The organism is Pseudomonas bharatica (assembly GCF_048586865.1).
GTDB lineage: Bacteria > Pseudomonadota > Gammaproteobacteria > Pseudomonadales > Pseudomonadaceae > Aquipseudomonas > Aquipseudomonas bharatica.
Genome location: NZ_JBMAWR010000014.1, coordinates 112,279 through 133,918, shown reverse-complemented (window position 1 = coordinate 133,918; position 21,640 = coordinate 112,279). Strand labels below are relative to the sequence as shown.

The 21,640-nt window shown below is 60.8% G+C and carries 22 protein-coding genes and 1 other RNA gene; 9 read left to right on the top strand and 14 right to left on the bottom strand.

What is annotated here, in order from left to right:
- Positions 1-30 precede the first annotated feature (30 nt).
- An RNA gene (gene rnpB / locus ACKLLE_RS17075) (RNase P RNA component class A) lies at positions 31-390 on the bottom strand.
- Positions 391-457: 67 nt separating this feature from the next.
- Positions 458-1,333: a 16S rRNA (cytidine(1402)-2'-O)-methyltransferase gene (gene rsmI, locus ACKLLE_RS17070; RefSeq protein ID WP_064302452.1), complete on the bottom strand. Its 876-nt coding sequence runs from the start codon at positions 1,331-1,333 to the stop codon at positions 458-460.
- A gap of 176 nt (positions 1,334-1,509) precedes the next feature.
- Between rsmI and ACKLLE_RS17065 the strand changes: the two genes are divergently transcribed.
- From ACKLLE_RS17065 to ACKLLE_RS17050, 4 genes are all read left to right on the top strand, one after another.
- The gene (locus ACKLLE_RS17065; protein ID WP_420058595.1) at positions 1,510-3,324 is read left to right on the top strand and encodes a penicillin-binding protein activator; all 1,815 of its coding nucleotides are present in this window, start codon (positions 1,510-1,512) and stop codon (positions 3,322-3,324) included.
- A gap of 1 nt (position 3,325) precedes the next feature.
- Positions 3,326-3,697 (top strand): YraN family protein, encoded by a 372-nt coding sequence (locus ACKLLE_RS17060; protein ID WP_279898134.1) that lies wholly within the window; start codon positions 3,326-3,328, stop codon positions 3,695-3,697.
- A gap of 122 nt (positions 3,698-3,819) precedes the next feature.
- Positions 3,820-4,413, top strand: coding sequence for a phosphoheptose isomerase (locus ACKLLE_RS17055; RefSeq protein WP_064302449.1), 594 nt, complete (start codon positions 3,820-3,822; stop codon positions 4,411-4,413).
- Positions 4,410-4,988, top strand: coding sequence for a BON domain-containing protein (locus ACKLLE_RS17050; RefSeq protein ID WP_009396643.1), 579 nt, complete (start codon positions 4,410-4,412; stop codon positions 4,986-4,988). The genes ACKLLE_RS17055 and ACKLLE_RS17050 overlap by 4 nt, the downstream gene beginning before the upstream one ends.
- A gap of 116 nt (positions 4,989-5,104) precedes the next feature.
- Here the strand turns inward: ACKLLE_RS17050 and ACKLLE_RS17045 are convergent, their stop codons facing one another.
- The 7 genes from ACKLLE_RS17045 to rplM all read right to left on the bottom strand — a co-directional run bounded on the left by ACKLLE_RS17045 (position 5,105) and on the right by rplM (position 9,962).
- Complete coding sequence (locus ACKLLE_RS17045) at positions 5,105-5,524, bottom strand: ClpXP protease specificity-enhancing factor (RefSeq protein ID WP_064302447.1); 420 nt, start codon at positions 5,522-5,524, stop codon at positions 5,105-5,107.
- Between the two features lie 10 nt (positions 5,525-5,534).
- Positions 5,535-6,158 carry a glutathione S-transferase N-terminal domain-containing protein gene (locus ACKLLE_RS17040; RefSeq protein ID WP_009396639.1) on the bottom strand — a complete coding sequence of 208 codons (624 nt, stop codon included), beginning with the start codon at positions 6,156-6,158 and terminating at the stop codon, positions 5,535-5,537.
- A gap of 117 nt (positions 6,159-6,275) precedes the next feature.
- Positions 6,276-7,058 carry a cytochrome c1 gene (locus ACKLLE_RS17035; protein ID WP_009396637.1) on the bottom strand — a complete coding sequence of 261 codons (783 nt, stop codon included), beginning with the start codon at positions 7,056-7,058 and terminating at the stop codon, positions 6,276-6,278.
- Positions 7,058-8,269 carry a cytochrome b gene (locus ACKLLE_RS17030; RefSeq protein ID WP_037059365.1) on the bottom strand — a complete coding sequence of 404 codons (1,212 nt, stop codon included), beginning with the start codon at positions 8,267-8,269 and terminating at the stop codon, positions 7,058-7,060. The genes ACKLLE_RS17035 and ACKLLE_RS17030 overlap by 1 nt, the downstream gene beginning before the upstream one ends.
- Positions 8,269-8,862 carry a ubiquinol-cytochrome c reductase iron-sulfur subunit gene (gene petA, locus ACKLLE_RS17025; protein ID WP_064302446.1) on the bottom strand — a complete coding sequence of 198 codons (594 nt, stop codon included), beginning with the start codon at positions 8,860-8,862 and terminating at the stop codon, positions 8,269-8,271. Before petA ends, ACKLLE_RS17030 begins: the two co-directional genes overlap by 1 nt.
- A 264-nt stretch (positions 8,863-9,126) precedes the next feature.
- Positions 9,127-9,519, bottom strand: coding sequence for a 30S ribosomal protein S9 (rpsI, locus tag ACKLLE_RS17020; protein ID WP_009404633.1), 393 nt, complete (start codon positions 9,517-9,519; stop codon positions 9,127-9,129).
- A 14-nt stretch (positions 9,520-9,533) separates the two neighbouring features.
- Positions 9,534-9,962: a 50S ribosomal protein L13 gene (gene rplM / locus ACKLLE_RS17015; protein ID WP_009404632.1), complete on the bottom strand. Its 429-nt coding sequence runs from the start codon at positions 9,960-9,962 to the stop codon at positions 9,534-9,536.
- A gap of 473 nt (positions 9,963-10,435) precedes the next feature.
- On the opposite strand from rplM, the gene ACKLLE_RS17010 reads away from it, so the two are divergent.
- Positions 10,436-11,332, top strand: a complete 897-nt coding sequence (locus ACKLLE_RS17010; protein WP_167654031.1) for a GlxA family transcriptional regulator — start codon at positions 10,436-10,438, stop codon at positions 11,330-11,332.
- Between the two features lie 90 nt (positions 11,333-11,422).
- On the opposite strand, the gene zapE is transcribed toward ACKLLE_RS17010, so the two are convergent.
- From zapE to ACKLLE_RS16995, 3 genes are all read right to left on the bottom strand, one after another.
- Entirely contained in the window at positions 11,423-12,517 is a 1,095-nt protein-coding gene (gene zapE, locus ACKLLE_RS17005) for a cell division protein ZapE (protein WP_009408214.1), read from the bottom strand.
- Positions 12,518-12,598: 81 nt separating this feature from the next.
- The gene (locus tag ACKLLE_RS17000) at positions 12,599-13,948 is read right to left on the bottom strand and encodes a tryptophan--tRNA ligase (RefSeq protein ID WP_420058593.1); all 1,350 of its coding nucleotides are present in this window, start codon (positions 13,946-13,948) and stop codon (positions 12,599-12,601) included.
- A 23-nt stretch (positions 13,949-13,971) separates the two neighbouring features.
- Positions 13,972-14,607 (bottom strand): alpha/beta hydrolase, encoded by a 636-nt coding sequence (locus ACKLLE_RS16995; protein ID WP_009408210.1) that lies wholly within the window; start codon positions 14,605-14,607, stop codon positions 13,972-13,974.
- Positions 14,608-14,747: 140 nt separating this feature from the next.
- Here ACKLLE_RS16995 and ACKLLE_RS16990 point away from each other — a divergent pair, with 140 nt between their 5' ends.
- Entirely contained in the window at positions 14,748-15,182 is a 435-nt protein-coding gene (locus tag ACKLLE_RS16990) for a Z-ring associated ZapG family protein (RefSeq protein WP_420058592.1), read from the top strand.
- Between the two features lie 55 nt (positions 15,183-15,237).
- Here the strand turns inward: ACKLLE_RS16990 and ACKLLE_RS16985 are convergent, their stop codons facing one another.
- Complete coding sequence (locus tag ACKLLE_RS16985) at positions 15,238-16,434, bottom strand: methionine gamma-lyase (RefSeq protein WP_420058591.1); 1,197 nt, start codon at positions 16,432-16,434, stop codon at positions 15,238-15,240.
- Positions 16,435-16,562: 128 nt separating this feature from the next.
- On the opposite strand from ACKLLE_RS16985, the gene ACKLLE_RS16980 reads away from it, so the two are divergent.
- From ACKLLE_RS16980 to ACKLLE_RS16970, 3 genes are all read left to right on the top strand, one after another.
- The gene (locus ACKLLE_RS16980) at positions 16,563-17,042 is read left to right on the top strand and encodes an Lrp/AsnC family transcriptional regulator (protein WP_420058606.1); all 480 of its coding nucleotides are present in this window, start codon (positions 16,563-16,565) and stop codon (positions 17,040-17,042) included.
- Positions 17,043-17,156: 114 nt separating this feature from the next.
- On the top strand, positions 17,157-19,400 hold the full coding sequence (locus tag ACKLLE_RS16975) for an S-type pyocin domain-containing protein (RefSeq protein WP_420058590.1): 2,244 nt from the start codon (positions 17,157-17,159) through the stop codon (positions 19,398-19,400).
- Positions 19,397-19,660: a bacteriocin immunity protein gene (locus ACKLLE_RS16970; protein ID WP_064302438.1), complete on the top strand. Its 264-nt coding sequence runs from the start codon at positions 19,397-19,399 to the stop codon at positions 19,658-19,660. The genes ACKLLE_RS16975 and ACKLLE_RS16970 overlap by 4 nt, the downstream gene beginning before the upstream one ends.
- 68 nt (positions 19,661-19,728) lie before the next feature.
- On the opposite strand, the gene cysN is transcribed toward ACKLLE_RS16970, so the two are convergent.
- Complete coding sequence (gene cysN / locus ACKLLE_RS16965) at positions 19,729-21,630, bottom strand: sulfate adenylyltransferase subunit CysN (protein ID WP_064302437.1); 1,902 nt, start codon at positions 21,628-21,630, stop codon at positions 19,729-19,731.
- Positions 21,631-21,640: the final 10 nt, after the last annotated feature.

The following is a 21,640-nucleotide window of genomic DNA, read 5'->3' as shown; positions in this document are numbered from 1 at the left end:
CTATCGAATCAAGCAGAAAGGAAGGAAGGAGTGGAGAGTCGATCTGTAAGCCGGGTTCTGTCGAGGACAGTCATTCCTCTACGACGGCCATCACTGGACGCCTTTAGCAACCTACCCGGTTCCAACGCGGGCCGCGCCATGTGGAACCCTATTTGGTCTTGCTCCGAGTGGGGTTTGCCTAGCCACGAACTGTTACCAGTCGTGCGGTGCGCTCTTACCGCACCTTTTCACCCTTACCGGCACCGAGGTGCTTAGGCGGTTGTTTTCTGTGGCACTTTCCGTAGGCTCGCGCCTCCCAGGCGTTACCTGGCACTCTGCCCTATGGAGCCCGGACTTTCCTCCCCCTGCTTTTGCGGAACAAAATCAGGCAGCGACTGTCCAATCGACTCTCCGCCGCAAAGATTAACGGCAGCGGCCCCGGAGAACAAGTGACAAAACAGATAACATCAATGTGACATCATTTATTTTTCTGTTTTTCCAGAGCCACTTGATACAAAACATTCTTCCTTACCCCGGTAATTTCCGCAGCCAACGCCGCCGCGCGCTTGAGCGGCATTTCCGCCAGCAATAAATCCAGGATGCGCAAGACTTCCCCGCTTACCGCTTGTTCATCTTCCGGCGCGGTCCAGCCTGCCACCAGCACCACACACTCGCCGCGCTGCTGATTGCTGTCGTTTTCGACGAACTCGCGCAACTGCGCCAAGGGCAAGCCTTTCAGGGTTTCAAAGGTCTTGGTCAGCTCGCGCCCGAGCACTGCCGGACGCTCGCCGCCAAAGATCGCTTCCATATCCTGCAGGCATTCGAGAATGCGATGCGGAGCCTCGTAGAAGATCAAGGTACGCGGTTCTTCCTTCAGCAGATTCAGACGCCCCTGACGCCCAACGGCCTTGGCAGGCAGAAAACCTTCGAAGATGAACCGGTCGGAAGGCAACCCCGCAGCCGACAGTGCAGCAATCAGTGCGCAGGCCCCCGGCACTGGCACGACGCTGATGCCAGCCGCACGCGCCTGGCGCACCAGGTGATAGCCAGGGTCGGAAATCAACGGCGTCCCCGCGTCAGAAATCAACGCAACGTTTTCCCCGGCCAGCAGACGGGTGACGAAACGGTTGCCCTCATCCCGTTCATTGTGTTCGTGACAGGGCGCCAGCGGCGTATTGATACCGAAATGTTGCAGCAGCCGCACCGAGTGGCGAGTGTCCTCGGCCGCGATCAAAGCGACGTCACCCAGGACTTTCAAGGCCCGGGCACTGATGTCATCCAGGTTGCCGATGGGCGTGGCCACGACGTAAAGGGTCCCGGCAGCGGGATTGGAAGCACCTGGAACATCGCTCACAACAAACACCTGTTTTCTGGATTAAAGCCGCCATTGTAGCGCGATCGCCGCTCGTAATTCGCCATCGAAGCCCCGTCCTGCGACCTGAAGCGAAGGTTTCACGCCAGCAAGATCGCGCCACGGCCAGTGCTTGGGTACAATCGCAGGTTAATTTGATCGAGTAACAGGACCCGTACATGATCGCATGCCTGCGGCTACTCTCAGCCCTCTGCCTCGCCGCCCTGCTGGCAGCCTGTGCCAGTTCGCCTTCGTCCAGCCTGGGCGAATTGCCACGCACCCCGGACGCCAGCATCGAGCAACTGCTCGACCAGGCCGCCAACAGCAAGACGCCGGAAAAGGCCGCCCTGCTGCGCCTGAGCGCTGCCGACCTGGCCTACCGGCAGAAAGACAACGCACGTGCCGCACGCATCCTCGAGCAAGTCCAGCTGGATACCCTGAAACCTGCCCAGCAGGTCTTCGCCAGTACGCTCTCCGCCGAGTTGGCGCTAAGCCGTAACCAGCCGAAAGCAGCGCTGACCGCCCTCAGTCATCCGAGCCTGGCACACCTGAACGAACTGCCGGCCGACCTGCAGGCCCGCACCCGCAGTGCCCACGCCGCTGCGTTCGAAGCGGACGGCCAGCCCCTCGCCGCCGCCAAGGAGCGCGTCGCACTGGCGCCACTGCTGAGCGGCGATGCCGCCACGGCAAACAACGATGCGATCTGGAGCCTGGTGGCCGCCCTGCCTGCCGAGCAACTGCAAACCGGCGCGAGCGACACCCTTGGCGGCTGGACCAGCCTGGCCCTGGCCGTGAAGAGCGCCGGCACCCTGGAGCAGCAACAGGCCGCCATCGACACTTGGAAAGCGCAAAACCCCAACCACCCGGCCGCCCTGCAGTTGCCCACACCCCTGGTCAAACTGAAAAGCCTGACCAGCCAGCCACTGGGCAAGATCGCCCTGCTGCTGCCGCAGGAAGGCCAACTCGCCGGCGTTGCCCGCGCCCTGCGCGACGGCTTCATGGCTGCGCACTTCCAGGCCCAGCAGGCGGGCCAGAATCCGCCGGCCATCCAGGTCTTCGACAGCTCGCGCCTGACCTCCCTCGACGACTTCTACCGCCAGGCCCAGGCCGCCGGCGTGCAACTGGTGGTCGGACCGCTGGAAAAACCGCTGGTCAAGCAACTCGCCGCCTACCCGCAACTGCCGATCACTACCCTCGCCCTGAACTACAGCGATGCCGGCCAGAACACCCCGCCGCAACTGTTCCAGTTCGGCCTCGCCGCCGAAGACGAAGCCCGCGAGGTATCCCGTCGCGCCTACGCCGACGGCATGCGCCGTGCCGTAGCACTGGTGCCGAGTGGCGAATGGGGCGATCGCGTGCTCAACGCCTTCCGCCAGGATTGGGAAGCCAAGGGCGGCACCCTGCTCGCCGCCGAGCGCGTGGCCCAGCCGGTGGCGCTGGCCCAGCAGATCGCCGACCTGTTCCAGCTACGCCAGAGCGAAGGCCGCGCCAAGAGCCTGCAAAGCACCGTGGGCGGCAATGTCTCGGCACAGCCATCGCGTCGCCAGGACATCGACTTCATCTTCCTCGCCTCGACTCCGCAGCAGGCCCAGCAGATCAAGCCGACCCTCAATTTCCAGTACGCAGGTGACGTGCCGGTATACGCAACCTCCAACGTCTACAGTGCCAGCGGCGACGTGAACCAGTACAACGACATGACCGGTATCCGCTTCTGCGAAACCCCATGGCTGCTCGACACCACCAACGGCCTGCGCCTGCAGGTCGTTCGCCAGTGGCCACAGGCGGCCGGCAGCCTTGGCCGCCTCTACGCCATGGGCGTCGATGCCTACAGCCTCGCACCGCGCCTGGGCCAGCTGAAAACCCTGCCGGACAATCGTATCGAGGGCCTGTCCGGCAGCCTTGGCATGAGCCCGAACCAGCGCATCGAGCGCCAGTTGCCGTGGGCAGAGTTCGCCGGCGGCCAGGTCAAGCGCCTGCCTGACACGCCTCGCTGAAATGCCCGCACCTTCACGCCAGGCCGCCGGAATGGCGGCCGAGCAACAGGCCCTGGATTATCTGACGACCCGGGGCCTGGTGCTGCTGGCGCGGAACTGGCGGTGCAAGCGCGGCGAGCTTGATCTGGTCATGCTCGACCGCGATACAGTAGTATTCGTCGAAGTTCGTTATCGCCTGCATGCGGGCTTTGGCGGCGCCCTCGGCAGCATCGATGCCCGCAAGCAGGAAAAACTGACGCTCGCCGCACAGCATTTCCTGATGGAGGAACCGCGCTGGGCCAACCACCCCTGCCGCTTCGATGTAATCGCCTTGCAAGGCAGCGGTCATTCGGGTCAACCGCTCGACTGGCTGCAGAATGCCTTCGACAGTTGACCCCGCGCCGACGGACGCACCTTTACCCTTTCAACTTTTTGCTCTTTGCTTCGCGGGCTGCACAGACATGTGCCGGGAGCCTTTCAATCCCCGCCCGGCCAGCCCCATTTAAGGTCACACTGATGGACATGCAATCCCGAATTCGCCAGTTATTCCAGGCAAGCATCAACACCAAGCAACAGGCGATGGAAGTTCTTGCACCCCACATCGAGCAAGCCAGCCAGCTCATGGTCAACGCCCTGCTGAACGAGGGCAAGATGCTTGCCTGCGGCAATGGCGGCTCGGCCGGTGACGCCCAGCACTTTTCCTCGGAACTGCTCAACCGCTTCGAACGCGAGCGCCCGAGCCTGCCGGCCATCGCCCTGACCACCGACACCTCGACCATCACCTCGATCGCCAACGACTACAGCTACAACGAGGTGTTTTCCAAGCAGATCCGCGCCCTCGGCCAGCCAGGCGACGTGCTGCTGGCGATCTCCACCAGCGGCAACTCGGCAAACATAATTCAGGCGATCCAGGCGGCACATGATCGCGAAATGATTGTCGTAGCATTGACCGGGCGCGACGGCGGCGGCATGGCTTCGCTGCTGCTGCCCGAAGATGTCGAGATTCGCGTTCCGGCCAATGTCACCGCACGTATTCAGGAAGTCCACCTGCTGGCGATCCACTGCCTCTGCGACCTGATCGACAGCCAATTGTTCGGGAGTGAAGAATGACCCCAAAACGCCTCGGCCTGATGGCCCTGACCCTGTGCCTGAGCCTGAGCGGTTGCAGCTCGGTGATCACTGCCAGCCGTGAAGCCCCGATCGATGACGACCGCGGCACGCGCACCCTGGGCAGCAAGATCGACGACTCGCTGATCGAGACCAAGGTGGCAGTCAACGTTGCCAAAGCCAGCCCTGACCTGGACAAGAACTCGCACATCGTCGTCAGCAGCTACAACGGCGTTGTCCTGCTGGCCGGCCAGACCCCGCGCGCCGACCTGAAAAGCCTGGCCGAGCAAACCGCCGGCCAGGTGCAAAAGGTCAAGAAGGTGCACAACGAGCTGCAGGTGCTCCAGCCTTCCTCGCTGCTGGCACGCAATAACGACGCCTGGCTGACCACCAAGATCAAGACCCAGATGCTGACCGACGCCAACATCCCTGCTACGCGAATCAAGGTCATCACCGAAAACGGTATCGTCTACATGCTCGGCCTGCTGACCCAGGCCGAAGCCAACCGCGCTACCAACCTGGTGCAGGGCGTGTCCGGCGTGCAGAAGATCGTCAAGCTGTTCGAATACATCGACTGACAGCAAACAGAAAAAGCAGCTCCCGGGGGCCTTGGGAACACTTGTCCTTCAGATCTCCCACAGGTTGGATGTCAGCATCCAGATACGAAAAAGGCGACCTTCAAGGTCGCCTTTTTTCATTTAACCACTTTCAGACTCGGCCGCCCGCTCGGACGCGGCGGCTGTCCGCCATCCGGCGGACCGTCGTCATCCGGCTCGACATCATCTTCTTCGTCATCGGCCATTGGCGGCTCGAGCTCGAAGACCATGCCCTGACCATTCTCACGGGCGTAGATGCCGAGAATGGCCGCGGTCGGCACATAAAGACTGTGGGCCACGCCGCCGAAACGCCCTTCGAAACTGACCGCGTCGTTTTCCATCTGCAGACCGCGCACGGCGTTCGGCGAGATATTCAGGACAATCTGTCCGTCGCTGGCAAAACCCTGGGGCACCTGTACCGCAGGGTACTCGGCATTCACCAGGATATGAGGCGTGCAATCGTTGTCCACGATCCACTCGTACAGTGCACGCACCAGGTAGGGGCGACTGGAGTTCATCAACAGCTCCTTAAAGCTTGCGCATTTCTCGTTCAGCAGCGGACAGGCTCGCCTGGAAGGGCTCGCGGGCAAACTGTCGCTCCATATAGTCAAGCAGAGGCTTGGCCTGCCGTGGCAATTCGATTCCGAGGATCGGCAACCGCCACAAGATGGGTAGTAGACAACAATCCACCAGACTTTGCTCCTCGCTGAGGAAACAGGGCTTGTCAGCGAACAACGGGGATACCCCGGTAAGGCTCTCGCGCAACTCCTTTCTCGCCTGGGCGCGGACGGTGTCCTTTGCCCGCGGATCGAGGATCTGGTCCACAAGTGCACACCAATCGCGCTGGATACGGTGAACCAGCAACCGGCTGTTCGCTCGCGCCACCGGATAAGCCGGCAGCAATGGTGGATGAGGATAACGTTCGTCGAGGTATTCCATCACCACGGTGGATTCGTACAACGCCAGATCGCGGTCGACCAGGGTCGGCAAGCTACCGTACGGATTGGCCTCAAGCAATTTGGCCGGCTGGCTGCCGGCTACGACGTCGATGATCTCGACGCTGACAGCTTTCTCGGCGAGGACGAGGCGTACCCGATGAGAATAGTGGTCAGCGGGGTCGGAGTAGCAGGCCAACCGATTGGTCATGCCCATAAGATTCCTCCTCGCATGGAATGGTAAAAGCTATAAACGCAAACGCGCCCTGGGGTACCTCCGAACTCCGGAGGCGCCCCAGGGCGCGCGTTCAACTACCAGAAAATTACTGCGTGATCAGTGCACGTCCTTCCAGTATTCGCGCTTGAGCAGGTAGGCGAATACGAAGAAGAAGGCCAGGTACAGCAGTACATAGGTACCGATGCGTTGGCTTTCCAGTTTGACCGGGTTGGCCGAATAGGCCAGGAAGGTCACCAGGTTCTTGACCTTCTCGTCGAACTGCTCTTCGCTCAGGGTACCGGATTTCGGCACGATGGTCAGCTGGTCACAGGCTTCATGCGTCAGCGGCGCACCGGTCAGCGGGTCGAACTGCTTCTTGCCATCGACCACGGTCTGGATCTGCTTGCAGCCCACGACCTGGCGCCCCTGCAGGCCCACCAGCACGTTCGGCATGCCGACGTTCGGGAAGATCTTGTTGTTCACGCCCCATGGCCGCGCCGGATCCTCGTAGAAGCCGCGCAGGTAGCTGTACAGCCAGTCGGTACCGCGCACCCGGGCGACCAGGGTCAGGTCGGGCGGCGCAGCGCCGAACCAGACCTTGGCGTCGGCAGGCTGCATGCCGATGTTCATGTGGTCGCCGATCTTGGCACCGGTGAACACCAGCTTTTCGAGCATCAGCTCATGGGGAATGCCCAGGTCATCGGCAACACGCTCGTAACGCTGGAACTTGGCACTGTGGCAACCCATGCAATAGTTGGCAAAGGTGCGGGCACCGTCCTGCATGGCGGCCTTGTCGGTCAGGTCGATATCGACTTTATCCAGTTCCGGACCATGCTCGCTGGCAGCGAAGGTCAGGGCAGGCATCACTGCCAGAATCAATACTGCAAATAGCTTTTTCATCAGCCAGTCACCCTTTCCGGAACCGGTTTGGTCTTCTCAAGCCTGGTGTAGAACGGCATCAGAATGAAGTAGGCGAAATACAGGAAGGTACATACCTGCGACAGCAGCGTGCGGCCCGGCGTCGGCGCCAGTACACCCAGCACGCCGAGGATCACGAAGGCAACGCAGAACACCAGCAGCCAGATCTTGCTCAGCCAGCCCTTGTAGCGCATCGAGCGCACCGGGCTGCGGTCAAGCCACGGCAGGACGAACAGCACTGCAATCGCAGCACCCATGGCGATGACGCCGAAGAGCTTGTCCGGAACCGCGCGCAGAATCGCGTAGAACGGGGTGAAGTACCAGACCGGCGCGATGTGCTCGGGGGTCTTGAAGGCGTTGGCCTGCTCGAAGTTAGGTTTTTCCAGGAAATACCCACCCATTTCCGGGAAGAAGAACACCACGGCACAGAACACGAAGAGGAACACCACTACGCCGACGATATCCTTGACGGTGTAGTACGGGTGGAACGGAATGCCATCCAGCGGAATGCCGTTCTCGTCCTTTTTCTTCTTGATGTCGACACCATCGGGGTTGTTCGAGCCGACTTCATGCAGCGCCAGGATGTGCAGGACTACCAAGCCCAAGATCACGATCGGCAAGGCGATCACATGCAAGGCGAAGAAGCGGTTCAGGGTGATGCCGGAAATCAGGTAGTCACCACGGATCCACTGGGTCAGGTCATCGCCGATTACCGGAATGGCACCGAACAGCGAAATGATCACCTGGGCGCCCCAGTAGGACATCTGGCCCCATGGCAGCAGGTAGCCCATGAAGGCCTCGGCCATCAGCGCCAGGTAGATCAGCATGCCGAAGATCCACACCAGCTCGCGGGGCTTCTGGTAGGAACCATAAAGCAGGCCGCGGAACATGTGCAGGTAGACAACGATGAAGAACGCCGAGGCGCCGGTGGAGTGCAGATAACGCAGGATCCAGCCGTACTCGACATCGCGCATGATGTATTCGACCGAGGCGAATGCCTCCTCGGCCGACGGAGTGAAGCTCATGGTCAGCCAGACACCGGTGACGATCTGGTTGACCAGCACCAATAGCGCCAGGGAGCCGAAGAAGTACAGGAAGTTGAAGTTCTTCGGCGCGTAATACTTGCTCAGGTGGTCTTCCCACATCTTGGTGGCGGGGAAGCGGGCGTCAACCCATTCCATGAACTTGCTCATCACGCTTTCTCCTGATCGACGCCGACGACGATGACGTCATCCGACTCGTACGAATGCGGTGGCACCGGCAGATTGAGCGGCGCTGGCTGGGACTTGTAGACGCGGCCGGCAAGGTCGTAGTGAGAGCCGTGGCAGGGGCAGAAATAGCCACCGACCCACTTCGGACCAAGGTCGGCAGGCGCGACTTCAGGACGGAAAGTCGGCGAGCAGCCGAGGTGGGTACACAGGCCGACAAGCACCAGGATTTCCGGCTTGATCGAGCGATTCGACGGGTCGACGTAGGCAGGCTGAACCGAAGCCTTGGACTCCGGATCCGAGAGATCTGCGGTGATCTTCTTCAAATTACCCAGGATCTCTTCGGTACGACGGACGATGAAAACCGGCTGACCGCGCCACTCGGCCACCAACTGCTGCCCAGGTTCCACCTTGGCAATATTGACCTTCACCGGTGCACCGGCCGCTTTCGCCTTGGCACTGGGAAACCATGACCCTACGAACGGGACCGCAGCCCCCACCGCCCCTGCTGCGCCCACAACGGATGTGGCTGCAACCAGGAAGCGACGCCGGCCTGCATTGACGCCGTCATTGCTCATTCAGTCCTCTCCCATCAGCTTTGTGGCCTGTTGAAACAGGCATCTACTAAGTAATTTCTGAAGCGCTAAAAATTTGCCGCATGGTAAAGAAAAGACCCATGACTGGCAAGGTTATTACCCTGGCCATAGGCCTGCATCCCACGCAGGTCTTGATCTGCGTCTATGCGGCAAGTTGTCACACAAATGGCCGCCCCCCCTTTATTCAAGACATAAAAAAAGCCCGGTTCCACTTGGAACCGGGCTTTTTTTGAAACTCCTGGCGAATTAACGCTTGGAGTATTGTGGACGCTTACGTGCTTTACGCAGACCCACTTTCTTACGCTCGACTTCACGAGCGTCGCGAGTCACGTAACCAGCACGACGCAGAGCGCCACGCAGGGTTTCGTCGTACTCCATCAGAGCGCGGGTGATACCGTGACGGATCGCACCGGCCTGACCGCTGACACCACCACCGGCAACGGTGACGTAGATGTCGAACTTCTCGACGGTTTCGGTCAGTTCCAGCGGCTGGCGAACTACCATGCGCGCGGTTTCACGACCGAAGAACACGTCCAGGGAACGGTTGTTGATGGAGATGTTGCCAGTGCCCGGACGCAGGAAAACGCGAGCGGTTGCAGTCTTGCGACGGCCAGTGCCGTAATTTTGAGTCGCCGACATAATGAACTATTCCGTTAAATCTTCAGTTCTTGGGGCTGCTGAGCAGTATGAGGGTGAGTAGCGCCCGCATAGACTTTCAGCTTACGGTACATGTCGCGACCCAGCGGGTTCTTCGGCAGCATGCCTTTAACCGCGGTCTCGATCACGCGCTCTGGGGCCTTGGCAATCAGCTTCTCGAAGTTGATTTCCTTGATACCGCCCGGGAAGCCGGAGTGGGAGTAGTACATCTTGTCCGAAGTCTTGGCACCAGTAACACGTACCTGCTCGGCATTGATCACGACGATGTAGTCGCCGGTGTCAACGTGAGGGGTGTACTCTGGCTTGTGCTTGCCACGCAGACGGCTCGCGATTTCAGTGGCCAGACGACCCAGGGTCTGACCAGCAGCGTCAACGACGAACCAGTCGCGTTTTACTGTTTCCGGTTTAGCAGTAAAAGTTTTCATTCTTTAATAAGCCTCAGAGGCCGCCCAGCAAAAAAAATAGACGGCGAATCTTACTGAATAGTGCTTACTTTGACAAGGTCAAAGGCAGCCGAATACGAACGCTTTCGGGGGCTCGGGTCAGCGCGTTCGATACTTGGCGGGGTTCTTTTTCAGCGACGGGGCATCACTCCCACCGTAGAAACAGACGGCGGATTATCCGGATTACCAGAAAAATATCAAGCGGATTTTCCACGCCGGCCTGCTCCGCCCCGCACAGGCGTGACCCTGTGCACGCAGGTACCCGTGCCTCGGGCGGGAGACTGGACACAATCGCCAAAAAATAAGACGATCCAGCCGGTGATTGACCACTCTGACCTATAAGAATAAAGAAAATGATGTTTACCCAACCCAACGTGCCCCTGCGGCGCGTCAGCATCCTCGCGATCGACAAGGTGTTCGCCTCGACCCTGATGCAGGCCAAGGACTTTTTCCACCTGGCCAGCCTGCGCTATGCCAAGCAACTGGGCCTGAGCCTGCAACCGATGTTCGAAACCCGACTGGTCAGCCCCGACGGCCAGCCGGTGCGCAGTTTCAGCGATGTCCAGGTGCCGGTCGACAGTGGCCTGGAAGAGGCCGACGTCATCGTGCTCCCGGCGTTCTGGGATGATTTCTCGACCTTGTGCGAACGCTATCCGCAGGTCCTGCCCTGGTTGCGCCAGCAGCATGCCCGCGGCGCAGTGCTGTGCGGTGAGGCCAGCGGTGTGTTCTGGCTGGCCGAGGCCGGCTTGCTCGATGGCAAGGAGGCGACCACCTACTGGCGCTTCTTCAATCAGTTCGCCGAGCGCTTCCCCAAGGTCCAGCTGAACCAGGACAAGCACCTGACCGACGCCGACAACCTGTTCTGTGCCGCCGGCACCACATCGGCCTGCGACCTCTACATCTATCTGATCGAACGCTTCTGTGGTGCCAACGTCGCCCAGGCGGTGGCCCGCGACATCCTCTACGAAGTCCAGCGCAACTACACGCCGGGGCGCATGGGGTTTGGCGGGCAGAAACTGCACCAGGATGTGATCATCCTGCAGATCCAGCACTGGCTCGAAGAACACTTCGCCGACAAGTTCCGCTTCGAGGACGTCGCACGCAACCACGGCATGAGCATCCGCAATTTCATGCGGCGGTTCCAGACCGCCACCGGCGACAAGCCCCTGCACTACCTGCAGCGGTTGCGCATCGAAACGGCAAAGGGATTGCTCTCGGGCACGCGCAAGAGCATCAAGACCATCAGCTACGAAGTCGGCTACGACGACGCCAGCTTCTTCGCACGGCTGTTCCGGCAGCATACGGCGCTGTCGCCGAATCAGTATCGGCAACAGTTCATGCAGGAAGCCTGAGCCTCGAGCACAAATCTCCCTGCCGATAAAAAACCTGTGGGGGCTGGCTTGCCAGCTCCCACAGGGTCGGTGTTGTGCTTTCGAGAGTGGTTAAGGCTTGTGCGCCCGCGCCAGGAACTCGTGGGACTGCATTTCCAGCAGGCGGCTGAGGGTCCGCTGGAATTCGAAGGTCAGGCGACCACCGGTATACAGGTCCTTCAGCTCCACCTCGGCTGAAATGATCAGCTTCACGTTACGGTCGTAGAACTCGTCGACCATGTTGATGAAGCGCCGCGCGATGTCGTCGGTCGCCACGCCCATCTGCTCCACGCCGCTGAGCAGTACGGCATGGAAGATCTTGCCCAGTTCGATGTAGTCGTTCTGGCTGCGCGGGCCGTCGCACAATTCGCGGAAGTCGAACCAGGCCACGTCGTCACAGGTACGCAGGGCACGGATCTCACGGTTCTCGATGATCAGCACATCGTTTTCCACCGCCTGGGTGCATTCCGGAGTCAGCGCCCGGAAGCTTTTGCGCAGGCTTTCGTGGGCGGCTTCGTTCAGCGGGAAGTGGAAGAGTTCGGCCTGCTCCAGGTGGCGCAGGCGATAGTCGACGCCGCTGTCGACGTTGACGATCTCGGTGTTCTGCTTGATCAGGGCAATGGCCGGCAGGAAGCGCGCCCGCTGCAAGCCATCCTTGTACAGCCCGTCCGGTACGATGTTGGAGGTCGCCACCAGGGTCACGCCGTTCTTGAACAGCTCTTCCATCAGGGTACCGAGGATCATCGCGTCGGTGATGTCGGACACGAAGAACTCGTCGAAGCAGATCACCCGCGCCTCTTCCGAAAAACGCTTGGCGATGATGGTCAGGGGGTTCTTCTCGCCCTTCAGCCCCTTCATCTCTTCGTGCACACGCTTCATGAAACGGTGGAAGTGCGTGCGGGATTTTTCCTTGAACGGCAGCGCCTCGAAGAAGGTATCGACCAGATAGGTCTTGCCCCGTCCTACCCCGCCCCAGAAATACAGGCCCTTGACCGGCGCCTGCTCCTTCTTGCCGAACAGTTTGCCGAACACGCCCGGCTTGTTGTTCTGCGCCGCGATCAGATCGTCGTACAGGCGCTGCAGATGGCGCACCGCAGTTTCCTGCGCCGCATCATGGAAGAAGTCGGGACGTTTCAGATCTGCTTGATATCGTTCTAGGGGCGTCATAATTCGTTAGCAAGGCAACAAAAGCGGGCCGTCACTGTAGCGACGGCCCCGGGTAATGGCAATCAGACTTCCGATAAGCCGTCAGTCCTGTTGGGGTGCCAGGGCGGCACGCAGGGCCTCGATGGCGGCATCACGAGCAGCGGCGTCGGCAAACTGCGCACCTTCGGCCACGGCCTCGCCGTCCAGCCACAGGCTGAAGCCCAGGCCTTCGGCGCGTACGTCCAGTTCCTGGCCCTGCTGCAATTGCTTGGTCACCGCACCAGCGGCCTTGCCGTCGGCGAAGCTGCGCGACAGCAACAGTTGCTCGCCGTCGGCGCCCAGCAGGCGGAAGCGGAAGCTGCCGTCTTCATCGCGGAAGCTGACGAAGCGTGCGGCCTTCGCGGCCTTTTTCTTCGTCTCGACCGTACCCTGGGCGATGGAGCGGAAGGAACGCAGCCCCACGGCTTCGCGCAGTTGCTCGAGGAACGGCGTGGCGACCTTGCGGGCCTTCTGCGCGCCAGCCAGGAGAATGTCTTCCAGATCGGCCGGACGGGCAATCAGTTGCTGATAGTGCTCACGGGATTCGCTCAGTTGCCCGTCCAGCAACTGGAACAGCTTCTGCTTGGCTTCGCCCCAGCCCAGGCCCTGCAGGAGTTCGTCACGGAAGCCTGCGGACTGCTCGGCAGTAGCGAACGCCTGGTACAGGGTAAACAGGTGCGAATTGTCCGGATCCTTCGCCTCGCCCGGCGCGCGGGAGTCGGTGACGATGCGCGAGATCGCGTCCTTCATGTCCTTGGCACTGCTGAACAGCGGGATGGTGTTGTCATAGCTCTTGGACATCTTGCGACCGTCCAGGCCAGGCAGGGTCGCCACGCTTTCCTCGATCACCGCTTCCGGCAGAACGAAGAATTCCTTGCCGTTGCCGAACAGGTGATTGAAGCGCTGGCCGATGTCACGCGCCATTTCCACGTGCTGGATCTGGTCGCGACCGACCGGCACCTTGTGCGCGTTGAACATCAGGATGTCCGCGGCCATCAGCACCGGATAGCTGTACAGGCCCATGGTCACGCCGGCGTCCGGGTCCTCGCCGTTTTCCAGGTTCTTGTCCACCGAGGCCTTATAGGCATGGGCGCGGTTGAGCAGGCCCTTGGCGCTGACACAGGTCAGCAGCCAGGTCAGCTCGGGGATTTCAGGAATATCGGACTGGCGATAGAACGTCACCTTCTCCGCATCCAGGCCGCCGGCCAGCCAGGTCGCGGCGATCTCGAGGCGCGAGCGCTGGATACGCTGCGGGTCGTCGCATTTGATCAGGGCGTGGTAATCGGCGAGGAAATAGAAGGAGTCGGCACCGGGCTGGCGGCTGGCGAGGATCGCCGGGCGGATGGCACCGGCATAGTTGCCCAGATGCGGGGTGCCGGTGGTGGTGATGCCGGTGAGGATGCGCGTAGTCATGGGTATTCGCTTATCAGCTTGGCTCAGTTCGAAAGACGCGGCAGTACCAGATCCTTGAGGTCGGTCAGCTTGCCATGAAAAAAGTGTCCGCATTCTGCCACTTTCAGCAGCTCATGGGGGCGCGGGAACGCAGCGGACCAGGCGTAGACGATCTGCGGCTCGATCACTTCGTCGGCGTCCGGCTGGACGATGGTCAGTTGCACGTTCTGCGGCGCAGCCTCGCTGCCGGTCAGGCGCATGACGGCAGGAGCGACCATGAACAGATGCTTCAGCGCCACACCTTGCGCCTCAAGACGCCCGCCAAGGGCGGCAGCGACGAAACCGCCGAAGGAGAATCCGAGCAGTGTCAGGGGCAGTTGCGGATGCCGTTCACGCAGCCAGGCGGCAGCCGCCTCGGCATCGTCCACTTCCCCGCTGCCCATATCGTGGCTCCCGGCACTGGCGCCGACGCCGCGATAATTGAAACGCAGCGTGGTCAGGCCGGCATCCCGGGCGGTGCGCTGCAGGGTCGACACCACCTTGTTGAGCATGGTCCCGCCCTGTACCGGGTTGGGATGGCAGATCAGCACCAGTCCATGGGCGTCAGGCACCTCCTGGTACAGGGCTTCCAGTTGACCGACCGGGCCGTCGATGAGAACGGGGGATTCGCGGGTAAGCAAGGAATAAACTCCGTGACCCCGGCAAGGGTCGACTCGTCTAGCTGAATGATTCTGTTCTGAAATATTTGCGATGCTTCGCGGTATACAGCGCAGGTCCGAGCCGTTAACGTAAAGCAAAGCCGTTTATAGAGGAAGGACTCGTGGAACTCTCGCTCTTAGTTTGGTTGTTGCCGACCCTGGCCCTGGCAGTGGGCGTCGTCGTTGGTTTCCTGGTAGCCCGCCTCCTGCCCAATGCCGCACCGAGCAGCACCCAGCGGCAACTGGACGATATCCAGGAACGCTTCGACAGCTACCAGAACGAAGTGGTAACCCACTTCAACAGCACTGCGGCTCTGGTCAAGAAACTCACGCAAAGCTACCAGGAAGTGCAGGATCATCTGGCCGATGGCGCCAACCGCCTGGCCCTGGACGAACTGACTCGCCAACGCTTGCTGGCTGCCCTGCACTCCGATGCAGCCCAAGGCCAGCGCGATCGCCTGACTCCGCCGCGGGACACCGAAGTGCCGCGGGACTACGCGCCGAAAGCGCCGAACAGCCCGGGCATGCTCGATGAGAGCTATGGCCTGAAACGCTGAATTCGTTGTAATGAAAAGGGGCGCCGTCACTGGCGCCCCTTTTTTTGTCACTCGCTTACGCGCAGGCCCTGAGTGCCTGCCGCACATCCCCCAGCAAGTCATCGATATCCTCCAGCCCCACCGACAACCGCACCAGCCCTTCGGAAATTCCATAGCGCGCCCGCTCTTCCGGCGTGTAGCTGGAATGGGTCATGCTCGCCGGATGCTGCGCCAGCGACTCGGCATCGCCCAGGCTGACCGCCCGCGAGAACAGTTGCAGCGCATTCATGAAGCGCCGCCCGGCAACGATCCCACCCTTCAATTCGAATGCCAGCATGCCGCCCGGCAAGGCCATCTGCCTTTTCGCCAGCGCATGCTGCGGGAAAGACGGCAGACCGGGGTAATGCAACACCTCCACTTCCGCCTGCTTCCTGAGAAACTCCGCCAGCGCCTGGGCATTGGCACAGTGCCGTTCCATACGAAGATTCAGGGTCTTCAGCCCACGCATCAGCAACGAGGCGTCATGGGGTGACAGCACCGCACCGGTCATGTCCTTCAGGCCTTGCAGACGAATCCGGTCCACCAGCGCCTTCGCGCCGATCACCAGCCCGGCGGTGATATCGCCATGCCCGCTGAGGTACTTGGTTGCCGAATGCACCACCAGGTCGGCACCCAGCTCCAGCGGACGTTGCAGGTACGGCGTGCAGTAGGTGTTGTCCACCACCAGCGTCGCGCCGTGTCGCCGGGCGATCTTCGCCACGCCGGCGATATCGGCCAGGTGCATGTTGGGGTTGGCCGGAGATTCGAAATAGACCACCCGCGTGGCCGGAGTGATCGCTGCTTCTACGGCTTTCAGGTCAGCCATATCGACATGTTTCAGCCTGACCCCGAATTCACCGATGCCGTGATGCAGGAAGGCGAACGTGCAGCCGTACAAGGTGCTGCCGAGCAGAACTTCATCACCGGGGCGCAACAGGGTCCAGAGTGTCGCCGTGATCGCGCCCATTCCCGACGCCAGGGCCAGGGCCGCCTCGCCGCCCTCCAGCGAAGCCATGCGGCTTTCCAGAAGCGCCTGGGTCGGATTGGAGATACGGCTGTAGAAATGTCCCGCCTCCTCGCCGGCAAAACAGGCCGCGCCGTACTCGACAGTGGGAAAGGCAAACGTGGCCGTCTGGTAGACCGGCGGCACCAGCGCCCCTCCGTGGGCCTGCGGATCGTAGCCATGGTGAATGGCACGGGTAGCAAATCCTTGCTGCTTGCTGGAGCCGCTCATGGCGATGCCCTCTTGTTGGCTTGCTATAAGCTTATGCCAGCGATGAACTAATATTTTTCCAAATATGACCACCACCACGGGGATCTCCGGGCATGAAATTCCACGATCCGCTGAAATCGGGGCAAATCCTGCCCAATGCGCTTGACCGCACCGATCGCGCCCTGCTCGGCGCCCTGCAGGAGAACGCGCGTCTGACCATCTCCGAGCTGGCCGACAGCGTGGCCCTGACCACGTCGCCGTGCTGGCGGCGGGTCAAGCAACTGGAGGAAAGCGGGCATATCACCGGCTATCAGGCGATCCTTTCACCCAAGGCGCTGGGCTTCGGGGTGACCGCCTTCGTCAGCATCATGATGGATTCGCATACCAAGGACATGGCCCGGGCTTTCGAGCAACGTCTGATGGAGATTCCGGAGATTGTCGCCTGCCATAACATTTCAGGACGTTACGACTTTCTGCTGGAGGTGCTGGCTCGGGATCTGGAGTCGTTCGGGGAATTCGCTCGGGAAACCCTGCAGTCGCTGCCGGGGGTGAAGGAGATCTATTCGAGCTTTTCGTACAAGGCGGTGAAGGAGAAGCGGGTGATTCCCGTTTCGGAGAAGCACATCTAGCAACGACAGACACTTTTACCTGAACTGCCCTACGACAAATCCGCCACTGCCGGACAGATTCAACTCGGCAACCTGAAAGAGCATCGCCATTCCAATTTCGAAGGAGCGAAAGGAATGGCACAACAAAATCCGCCCCCTACACACGAACTTCCCCCCATCAACATCGAGGGCAATCCGGACCTGAGGATTGGCTGGGGCGGAGGCGGCGGTGGCTGGGGCCTGTCTTCCGGCCCGCGTCGGGGAGAAGGCGGCACCGGCAGGTTCACCGGGCCAGCAATACCGGGCTTCAAGACGGTCATCATCGAAGAACATGTCGCCATGAGCGCGATGGTCGACAGCGAATTCCAACCACGTTACGCCACACTGAACAACACCATCCAGACCCAACTGCACGACGCAAAAACCCAAGCGGCGCAAAGCGCAACAACCGATGTGCAGCGCGCCAGTCTGGAGTACCTGGGTCTTGAGAAGTTCATCGAACAGAAACAGAGCGAGTACAACCAGCAGACCACTCTGGCTTACTCCTTCTGGGGCACGAGCCCCTTCTACAAACCATCCTTCTTCCTCGCCCACTCGGCACAGGAGGCTGCAAAGCGCGGCAAGTTCGACAACTTTTTCGCGGACTACATACACGCCTACGGGGCGGCTCATGAGTCCCGAATAATCGACCAAACGCTGGAAGCCGCCCTTGCCCATCTGGGCGCGGCGGCAAACGCCATCGACCAGCGGGAGGACCTCAGCACCCTCGATCATTCAGGGAAAACAAAAGTCCTGGCGGAAAAGGCCCGGCGCATCAGAGTCGAACAACAAGCCCATTTCCATATATTGCCCTCCGTTCTGCAAGCGGAGGTCATCAAATGGAGTGGGCATATTCAAGACATGCCTGCCGCAGAGGCGCTGAAGAATTACCAAGTAGTTCTGCAGAACCTCATCAACAACCAGAACGCATCCATCCACCCCTACTCCCGCGCCAACCCGAAAATAAATACGCCGCTGACCAGAGCTGAACTCGAAGCGCTTGCGAGCCTTGTCGAAGGACAAGGCACCGGAATCATCGGGCCTCGCTGGAAGGACTACCACACTGCCCTGATGCACCGGGAATACGCTCGACACATGCAGAACACGCTGACGGCATTCAGCGCATTGCAGAAACGGGCGGAGCAGCTTGAACGGCAATTGGAGCAAGCCAATGCCATAGAAGCAGCGCGCTTGCTGCTCGAGAAAGAAGCCCTGGAAACAGCGAAGCGCGTGGAAGCGGAACGCAAGGCACGCATCACCTATACGTCCACAGCCAGCGCGACCACGCTGCCCTTCCTGGCACCGATGGGCAATGGTGCTTTCAACCTGAGCCCGGCGGCCTATGGCGCGCTGCAATCGGCGGTTCGCCTTGCCATCCCCGCGTTGCGCGTCGCTGCCCTGGTGAGTGGCCCGGTACTGATCGCCACGGTCGTGGTAGGTGCGATCGTGATTCTCTGGCCCAAGGACGACGAACGCCAGACCGCCCTCTCGATACCCCTGGCCGACCTGTCCCCACCCGAAGGCCTCGACCTCACCGCATCGACGGTGGATCTGCCCTATGTGCCGATCACCCTGGACGACGATGAACAAAGCACGCTGCTCATCGCGGCCACACCTGATGCAAGCCCGATTGCCCGGGTCCCGGTGGTCGCAGCGCAATTCGATGCGCAGCAGCAGGTTTACAGCGTCGCCCTGGAGCATCCGCAGCGGATCCTCACCTGGACACCGGCCAAGGCCCCTGGAACCGAATCCCCGGGTATCACACCCCTGCCTGAACATCGTCCGGAAGGCTCGGTGTATGAAGGCGCCAGCCTGACTCCGGTGCAGGCACAGGTTGAAGGCTATCCGGCGCTCGACCTGATCGATCAGGACCGCATCATCATCACCTTCCCGGCGGATTCCGGGATGGCGCCGATACTGGTGATGTTCAAGGATCGGCGGATGGAGCCTGGAAGGGTAACGGGCAGAGGAGAATTAACGGAAGGCATTTGGCTAGGCGAAGCAGCGCGAGGAGGCGGTGCTGCGATCCCAGCACAGATTGCAGATCTCCTCAGAGGCAGGGATTTCAAAAACTTCAATGAGTTCAGAGCGGCTTTCTGGAGGGCAGTTGCCAATGACGAATTGCTTTCGAAGCAGTTCTCTGGAGAAAACCTCAAAAGAATGAGAAAGGATGGACATTCGGCCACTTCCAGAAAGCAGGATCATCATAAATCGCACAAGAAATTCATCCTCCACCATGTAAACCCGATCGCAAAAGGCGGCAGCGTCTACGACCTCGATAACATCAGGGTAGTCACACCAGCAAGCCATCAGCAGATCCACTATGGAGACAAGCCATGAGCCAACAGAAAAAATTCAGTGATTTCACGGAGCAGGAGTTTCAGATTTTTCTACGCTCCATTACCGACCCTGAGGACGGAGTCAGTGAACGGGCTCATGACCAGCGCATCGCCCTGTTTGAAGAAATAACTGAACACCCAAGTGGGTCCGATCTGATCTATTGGCCGGAGGAAGATGGACTGGATACGCCGGAGAACATCATAAAAATCATCAAAGAGTGGCGGACTGCAAACGGTAAACCGGGATTCAGGCCTGATTAATACCTGCTTTAAAAAAGAACCCGCGATGACTTTCATCATCGCGGGTTCTTTCACTTCAGCCCTAACGCTTAGATCGCACCACGCGCACGCAGCACATCCAGCACCTGCTTCACGCCCTCTTCCACGCTGGTGGATTGGGTATCGATCACCAGATCGGCATCCTGCGGCACATCGTACGGGAAGCTCTCGCCCGGGATGTTGTCGCCGCCGGCGGCGTACAGGCCTTGCGGGTCACGCTCGCGGCAGGCCAGCGGCGAGGCCTGGACGTAGACGGTGACCAGACGGTCCTTGCCGATCAGCGCCTTGGCCTGTTCGCGGCCTTCGGCATCCGGCGCGACGAACGCGGCCAGGGTCAGCAGGCCGGCTTCGTTGAACTGACGCGCCACATGCGCGGCACGACGCCAGTTCTCGGTACGACCGGCGCGGTCCTGCGGCAGGCCCTTGTTCAGGTCATGACGCAGGTTCTGGCCATCCAGCACGTAGACCGCACGGCCCATGTCGAACAGCTTGCGTTCGACGGCATAGGCCAGGGTGCTCTTGCCAGCGCCCGACAGGCCGCTGAACAGCACGGTGGCCGGTTGCTGGCCGAAGCGCAGGGCACGCTCCTCGGTGGAAACGTGGGCCTGCTTGCCATGCTGGCCGGTGCTGCCGTGCGGCAGGACTGGCGGGGCGATGATCATGCCGGCGCCGACGGTGCCGTTGGTCAGGCGGTCGATGACGATGAAGGCGCCGGTGGTGCGGTTGCTGTCGTAACCGTCCAGAGCGATCGAAGCGTCGAGGGCCACCTTGACCCGGCCGATCTCGTTCAGTTGCAGCGCACTGGCAGCGCCCTGCTCGAGGGTGTTCACATCGACCTTGTGGGTGATGCTGGCAATCGAGCCCGGCACATAGCTGGTGGCGCGCTTGATGTCGTACTTCTTGCCCGGAAGCATCGGCTCCTCGGACATCCATACCAGCATGGCGTCGAACTGGTCGGTCACCGGCGGCACGTTGTCGGCATGGACCAGCAGGTCGCCACGGGAGATGTCGATCTCGTCTTCCATGGTCAGGGTCACGGCCTGGCCAGGACCCGCGCTTTCCAGCTCGCCTTCGAAGGTGACGATGGACTTGACGCGGCTGCTCTTGCCCGACGGCAGGACCACCACTTCGTCACCCTTGTGCACCAGGCCGCTGGCGATGGTACCGGCGAAGCCGCGGAAGTTCAGGTTCGGACGGTTGACGTACTGCACCGGGAAACGCAGGTCGGTGAAGTTGCGGTCGGCGGCGACTTCGACGGTCTCGAGGATTTCCATCAGCGCGGGGCCGGTGTACCACGGCGAACGCTCGCTGCGGTTGACCACGTTGTCGCCCTTGAGCGCCGACATCGGCACGAAGTGCAGGCTGCTCGGCTTGAGCTGGATGCCTTCGGCGAACTTCAGGTAGTCGGCCTTGATCGACTCGAAGACCTGCTCGTCGAAGCCCTTCAGGTCCATCTTGTTGACGGCGACCACGATGTGCTTGATACCCAGCAGCGAGGCGATGTAGCTGTGCCGGCGGGTCTGGGTCTGCACACCATAGCGGGCGTCGACGAGGATGATCGCCAGGTCGCAGGTGGAGGCGCCGGTGGCCATGTTGCGGGTGTACTGCTCGTGGCCCGGGGTGTCGGCGATGATGAACTTGCGCTTGGCGGTGGAGAAGTAGCGGTAGGCGACATCGATGGTGATGCCCTGCTCGCGCTCGGCCTGCAGGCCGTCGACCAGCAGTGCCAGGTCGACCTCTTCGCCGGTGGTGCCGACTTTCTTCGAGTCACGGGTGATGGCCTCGAGGTGGTCCTCGTAGATCATCTTCGAATCGTGCAGCAAGCGACCGATCAGGGTGCTCTTGCCGTCGTCCACGTTGCCGCAGGTGAGGAAACGCAGCAGTTCTTTACGCTCGTGTTGAGCCAGATAAGCGAGGATGTCTTCGCTGATCAATTCGGATTGGTGCGACATGGAGTAACCC

Coding starts and splice junctions, on each gene's coding strand:
- ACKLLE_RS17065 (WP_420058595.1), top strand. CDS start 1,510: ATGATCGCATGCCTGCGGCTACTCTCAGCCCTCTGCCTCGCCGCCCTG.
- ACKLLE_RS17060 (WP_279898134.1), top strand. CDS start 3,326: ATGCCCGCACCTTCACGCCAGGCCGCCGGAATGGCGGCCGAGCAACAG.
- ACKLLE_RS17055 (WP_064302449.1), top strand. CDS start 3,820: ATGGACATGCAATCCCGAATTCGCCAGTTATTCCAGGCAAGCATCAAC.
- ACKLLE_RS17050 (WP_009396643.1), top strand. CDS start 4,410: ATGACCCCAAAACGCCTCGGCCTGATGGCCCTGACCCTGTGCCTGAGC.
- ACKLLE_RS17045 (WP_064302447.1), bottom strand. CDS start 5,524: ATGAACTCCAGTCGCCCCTACCTGGTGCGTGCACTGTACGAGTGGATC.
- ACKLLE_RS17040 (WP_009396639.1), bottom strand. CDS start 6,158: ATGGGCATGACCAATCGGTTGGCCTGCTACTCCGACCCCGCTGACCAC.
- ACKLLE_RS17035 (WP_009396637.1), bottom strand. CDS start 7,058: ATGAAAAAGCTATTTGCAGTATTGATTCTGGCAGTGATGCCTGCCCTG.
- ACKLLE_RS17030 (WP_037059365.1), bottom strand. CDS start 8,269: ATGAGCAAGTTCATGGAATGGGTTGACGCCCGCTTCCCCGCCACCAAG.
- petA (WP_064302446.1), bottom strand. CDS start 8,862: ATGAGCAATGACGGCGTCAATGCAGGCCGGCGTCGCTTCCTGGTTGCA.
- rpsI (WP_009404633.1), bottom strand. CDS start 9,519: ATGTCGGCGACTCAAAATTACGGCACTGGCCGTCGCAAGACTGCAACC.
- rplM (WP_009404632.1), bottom strand. CDS start 9,962: ATGAAAACTTTTACTGCTAAACCGGAAACAGTAAAACGCGACTGGTTC.
- zapE (WP_009408214.1), bottom strand. CDS start 12,517: ATGACGCCCCTAGAACGATATCAAGCAGATCTGAAACGTCCCGACTTC.
- ACKLLE_RS17000 (WP_420058593.1), bottom strand. CDS start 13,948: ATGACTACGCGCATCCTCACCGGCATCACCACCACCGGCACCCCGCAT.
- ACKLLE_RS16985 (WP_420058591.1), bottom strand. CDS start 16,434: ATGAGCGGCTCCAGCAAGCAGCAAGGATTTGCTACCCGTGCCATTCAC.
- ACKLLE_RS16975 (WP_420058590.1), top strand. CDS start 17,157: ATGGCACAACAAAATCCGCCCCCTACACACGAACTTCCCCCCATCAAC.
- ACKLLE_RS16970 (WP_064302438.1), top strand. CDS start 19,397: ATGAGCCAACAGAAAAAATTCAGTGATTTCACGGAGCAGGAGTTTCAG.
- cysN (WP_064302437.1), bottom strand. CDS start 21,630: ATGTCGCACCAATCCGAATTGATCAGCGAAGACATCCTCGCTTATCTG.